General features: G+C 72.3%; 6 protein-coding genes. 2 read left to right on the top strand and 4 right to left on the bottom strand.

The genetic code is table 11. The features are described from left to right. Positions 1-170: 170 nt before the first annotated feature. From AB0M26_RS31240 to AB0M26_RS31225, 4 genes are all read right to left on the bottom strand, one after another. Complete coding sequence (locus AB0M26_RS31240) at positions 171-440, bottom strand: hypothetical protein (protein ID WP_365266285.1); 270 nt, start codon at positions 438-440, stop codon at positions 171-173. A gap of 195 nt (positions 441-635) precedes the next feature. Continuing rightward, positions 636-863 (bottom strand): DUF3107 domain-containing protein, encoded by a 228-nt coding sequence (locus tag AB0M26_RS31235; protein WP_365266282.1) that lies wholly within the window; start codon positions 861-863, stop codon positions 636-638. A gap of 159 nt (positions 864-1022) precedes the next feature. Beyond that, positions 1023-1661 (bottom strand): TetR/AcrR family transcriptional regulator, encoded by a 639-nt coding sequence (locus AB0M26_RS31230; protein ID WP_365266280.1) that lies wholly within the window; start codon positions 1659-1661, stop codon positions 1023-1025. A gap of 155 nt (positions 1662-1816) precedes the next feature. After that, entirely contained in the window at positions 1817-2038 is a 222-nt protein-coding gene (locus tag AB0M26_RS31225) for a hypothetical protein (RefSeq protein WP_365266277.1), read from the bottom strand. Between the two features lie 125 nt (positions 2039-2163). Between AB0M26_RS31225 and AB0M26_RS31220 the strand changes: the two genes are divergently transcribed. Both AB0M26_RS31220 and AB0M26_RS31215 read left to right on the top strand, forming a co-directional pair. After that, positions 2164-3183, top strand: coding sequence for an alpha/beta hydrolase (locus AB0M26_RS31220; RefSeq protein ID WP_365266274.1), 1020 nt, complete (start codon positions 2164-2166; stop codon positions 3181-3183). Between the two features lie 808 nt (positions 3184-3991). Beyond that, a complete protein-coding gene (locus AB0M26_RS31215) occupies positions 3992-4984 on the top strand; it encodes a DUF3152 domain-containing protein (protein ID WP_365266271.1) in 993 nt (330 codons plus the stop codon). Positions 4985-5160 lie beyond the last annotated feature (176 nt).

The following is a 5160-nucleotide window of genomic DNA, read 5'->3' as shown; positions in this document are numbered from 1 at the left end:
CGCGGGGGCGGCCCTTCGGGTGGACGACGCCACGTCGAAGACGGGCCCGGGCACGTGAGCCGGGAACTCCGCGGCTCCCGGCCCCGGGTTCGCCGGGGAGCGAAGCGGCCGGGGAGCGAAGGCCGCCGTCCGCGCAAAAGCTGCGGCCCGGCGGTTCCGGTGAAGAACCGTCAGGCCGCGGCTGATCGGCGGACCCAGCGTCCCGCCGGACGGATCAGCAGCGACAGCAGCGCCACGCCCACGGCCAGGGCCCCGAGCAGCGTCGCGAGCGGGTATGCGTCACCCACAACGGTGTATGTGATCAAGCCGCCGAAGAGTGCGGCGGCCGCGCCGGTGGCGAGCACGAGGGGGCGGGCCGGGAGTCGCTCGGGCAGCCAGCGCGTGCCTGCATAGGCGACCGCGAGGCCGATGAGTACCGAGCCGAGCGCTTCCAGGATCATCGTGTCGTCCCTCCCGCACAACAGCCGAACAGGCAGGTGCAAACCGGTCCACGGCCGTCGTACCCCGGCCCTTCGGAACGTAATCCTCCGCCCGGATCGCGCGGGAGACACGCGTACGGCGGCCGAGTGGTCGAATCCGACCACTCGGCCGCCGTGATGCGTCGTGCTGTTCGGCGCGGGCGACGCGCGGCGCGGCTACGCGGCGCCGAAGCCGACCTTGCGGGCGGTCGGCTCACCGATCTCCACGTAGGCCAGCCGATCGGCGGGAACCAGGACCTTGCGGCCGTGATCGTCCACCAGGGTCAGGAGCTGCGCCTTGCCGACGAGCGCCTCGGCCACCGCGCGCTCGACCTCCTCGGCAGACTGCCCGCTCTCCAAGGTGATCTCGCGGGGCGCGTGCTGCACGCCGATCTTGACCTCCACGGCTTCGTCCTCCGACGGTCAGTAGGGTGCGCGGTCAGCCGCGCTGTACGCAGCACACATTAGCCCGGTGCGGGGACCTGCCGACCGCCGTTCGTGCACGCCAGGAGCGAACAGCGCCCCGGGCGCGCCCCCCGTGCACGGGCGCCCGGGGCGCAGGGCCTACGAGCGGCTCGCGCCGTGCATCGGGAAGCCGGCGATGCCGCGCCAGGACAGCGACGAGACGAGCTTGGCCGCGGCGTCGCGGGGCAGCTTCTGCCCGGACCCCAGCCAGTAGCGCGCGGTGATCTGCGCCATACCGCACAGGCCGACGGCCAGCAGCATCGCCTGCTCCGCCGGCAGGTCGGTGTCCTCCGCGATGACCTCGCTGACGGCCTTCGCGCAGTCCAGGCTGACCTTGTCCACGCGGTCGCGCACCGCCGGCTCATTGGTCAGGTCGGACTCGAAGACCAGCCGGAAGGCGCCACCCTCGTCCTCGACGTACGCGAAGTAGGCGTCCATGGTGGCCGCCACGCGCTGCTTGTTGTCCGTGGTCGAGGCGAGCGCGTTGCGCACCGCCTGCAGCAGCGCTTCGCAGTGCTGGTCGAGCAGGGCCAGATACAGGTCGAGCTTGCCGGGGAAGTGCTGGTAGAGCACCGGCTTGCTGACGCCGGCTCGCTCCGCGATGTCGTCCATTGCCGCCGAGTGATAGCCCTGCGCGACGAAGACCTCCTGGGCCGCGCCCAGGAGCTGGTTGCGTCGGGCACGGCGCGGCAGGCGCGTGCCTCGCGGGCGCGCCTCGGTCTGCTCGATGGCTGTCACGCCGCCTCCCATGGGTCGTTCCGTATGCGGCGACGCCATGTCCACCGCGTCCGCCATCGTACTTTCGGGTAACCCGGGTGTGCTCGGTGCGGGCACAGAATTTCACGGTCCGGACAGATTGCCCGGTGTGCAAGGGGGATGACAAAAGGGGCAGATCACCGATAGTCGTCCTCATTCAGTTCGACGACCCGGGCCTGCTCGGCGGCGTCCGCGGGATTGGCCGACTCCAGCGCGTGGTCGTCGAGCGGGGCGTCGTGCTGCTCCACCAGTTCGGCGTGCTGCTCGGCGGCATCGGCCTCGGGGGCCTCGACGTCGAACTCCTCCGGCTGGTCGGCATCGTCGTCGAAGGTCTCGGGATCGGTTGGGTCGACAGACATGGTGACTCCCCTTTCCCCGGCGAGCGCCCTCTACACGAGCGCATGAGGCCCGGTGTCCGCACGCCATGACGTCGTGTGACGGTCGCCACATAAACCACAGCGTGATCGTCTCGTAACATTGCCGCATGTCTTCGACCGAGCTGCCGGGTACCCGCGCCTCGCACGCGGCAATCCAGACGCGAGGTGCCCGTGCTGCCGGAGAGGAGCTGTGCCCGGTCGCCCTGCCGGGGCTCAATCTGTGCGTACGGACCCGGGCCGCGGTCCGCGACGGACTGCCGCCCGCGCTGTACGTGCACGGGCTCGGCGGCTCCTCGCTCAACTGGTCCGCACTCATGAAGGCCCTCGAGGACACGGTGGACGGCGAGGCGCTCGACCTCCCCGGCTTCGGGCACTCGGCACCGCCGGACGACGGCGACTACTCCATCTCGGGGCATGCCCGGGCCGTGATCCGCTACCTCGACGCCGCCGGCCGCGGGCCTGTCCACCTCCTCGGCAACTCGCTGGGCGGAGCCGTCACCACCCGCGTCGCCGCCGCCCGCCCCGACCTCGTCCGCACCCTCACGCTCGTCTCGCCCGCGCTGCCCGAGCTGCGCCCGCAGCTCTCCGCACTGCCCACAGCGCTGCTCGCGGTGCCCGGTGTGACCAGCCTCTTCGCCCGACTGACCCGGGAGTGGACCGCAGAACGACGCACCCTTGAGGTGCTGGCACTGTGCTACGGCGACCCGGGGCGCGTCGATCCGGACGGCTTCACCGCGGCCGTCGCCGAGTACGAGCGTCGGTTGGCGCTGCCGTATTTCTGGGACGTGATGGCTCGTTCCTCGCGCGGCGTCGTTGACGCGTACACGCTTGGCGGCCAGCATTCCCTGTGGCGTCAGGCGGAGCGCGTGCTCGCGCCGACCTTGCTCGTATACGGCGGACGGGACAAGCTTGTGTCCTTCCGCATGGCCGCCCGCGCGTCGCGGGCTTATCGCGACTCGCGGCTCCTGACCCTGCCGGAGGCCGGGCACGTGGCGATGATGGAGTATCCCGATGTGGTGGCGCGGGCCTTCCGCGAGTTGATGGACGACGAGAGGGCCGCGGGGACGACGACCGCGGCCACGGCCGCGAAGCGGGCAGGAGCTGAGTCGACGCGTGGGACGTCATAGCCGTCGCGGCCGTACCGAGGCGGCCGCTGCAACGGGCCAGGCGCCGGGGCGGGAATCCGCCGACGGCGAGGCCGGCCCACGGATCATCCGGAGCTCCGCCACGCCGCCGCCACGCAATGTCCGTGGCGGTCATCCCGAACAGCGCGAGCAGGGCGGCGCCTGGGGTGCCGCGCCGACCTCGCCGACCCCGCCCCGCGGCACGCCGGTCATGCACCACGGAACGCCTCCGCACGGCATGCGGTTCGGCGGAGCGCCGCCGCGCGGGGACGGCTCCGCGGGCGGGCCCGGCGTCCGTGAGGGCACGCCGTCGCAGAGGGTGCCCGTCCAGGGCGGGAGTGCCTTCCCGCCGCCGGGACCTTCGCAGAGGGCGGGGGGCCGCGGCCCCGGCCCGGGTTCTGCCTCCGGCCCGGTTTCTGGTTCCGGTCCGGGTTCCGCTTCCGGTCCGCGTTCCACTTCCGGTCCGGGCGCCGGGCCCTCGACGCCGCCGCAGGGGGTGCCCGCCTACGGTGCGGGCATGCGCCAAGGCGGCCCCGGCCCGGCGGGCCCGGGTACGCCGCCGCATGGGGTTCGTGCGTACGGTCCGGGTACGCCGCCGCATGGGGTTCGTGCGTACGGTCCGGGTACGCCGCCGCATGGGGTTCCTGTGTACCGTCAGGGGCGCCGCGGGTCCGGTGTCGCCGCTTCGGCATCTTCCGCAGCCGCAGCCGCAGCCGCAGCCGCATCCGCATCCGCATCCGCATCCGCATCCGCATCCGTCACCGCATCAGCAACCGCCGCTGCCACCCAAACCCCGCCAGGAGGCGTGTTCGTGCCGAGGCCGCGGCAGGAGTTCATCGACGCGTTCGACGACCAGGTCTACGGCGGTGGTCTGCCCGGTGCGCCCGAACGCCGCCGGGCAGGGGCCCTTGCCGCGGACCCCCGCGACCCCCGCGAGCAGGCAGTGGCGGGTGACGACTTGGCGTCCGACGGCGAGTCGGCGGCGCGGCGCCCCAAGGGCGGGAAGGGCCGCGCCTTCGCCGGTATCGCCGCCGCAGCCGTGATCACCGTGCTCGCCGTCGTCGCCGCGGGGGAGTTCGTAGCCGGTGACCGGGGACGCATCGCATTGCCGGGCGCGAGCAAGGCACCGCGGGAGAACAACCGCGACACCTCGCGCTCCGATGACCGGCCCGCCGCCCCCTCCAAGTCGCCCGCCGCGCCCGTCACCTACGCCCGGAAGATGGCGGCCCTGTACCCACTCGACGAACGGCTGTCCGGTTCCGGCGTCTTCACGACCGTCGGCGGCCACGACAAAGCGCCCGGCAGGGGCGAGGTCGTGCGCTACCGCGTGGACATCGAGAAGGGACTGCCGCTCGACGGGAAGCTGTTCGCGGAGGCCGTGCAGAAGACCCTGAACGATCCCCGCAGTTGGGGGCGCCGCGGCGCCCGTACCTTCGAGCGGGTCTCGTCCGGGGACCCGGACTGGGTGATCACCCTGGCCAGCCCGGGCACCACCGCCACCTGGTGCGCGAAGTCCGGCCTCGACACCACGGTCGACAACGTCTCCTGCGACTCCGCCTCCACCGAGCGCGTCATGATCAACGCCTACCGGTGGGCCCAGGGCGCGGAGACCTACGGCGACGACAGGATGCTCACGTACCGCGAGATGCTCATCAACCACGAAGTGGGCCACCGCCTCGGTCTCGGGCACGAGGGGTGCCCCAAGTCGGGCGCCCTGGCGCCGGTCATGATGCAGCAGACCAAGTACCTGGCGACCGACGGACGGATCTGCAAGCCCAACGCCTGGCCGTACCCCAAGGGTTGAGCCCTCCCCGCGCTGGTGCCCGGCCCCGTGCGCGGGAGCGGAGCGTGTGCCGTACCGGTCGCATTGGCGGCCAGGAGATGTCCTAGCCTCGCCGTTTCATTTGCGTACGGCTGGCTGGGTCGGAAAACGCGAAAGTGCCTTCCTGACCTGGAACGATGAACCTTGCTGAGGGGTTC

This window comes from Streptomyces sp. NPDC051776 (genome assembly GCF_040681345.1).
Classification (GTDB): Bacteria; Actinomycetota; Actinomycetes; order Streptomycetales; family Streptomycetaceae; genus Streptomyces.
This window is presented reverse-complemented; position numbering and strand designations above follow the sequence as displayed.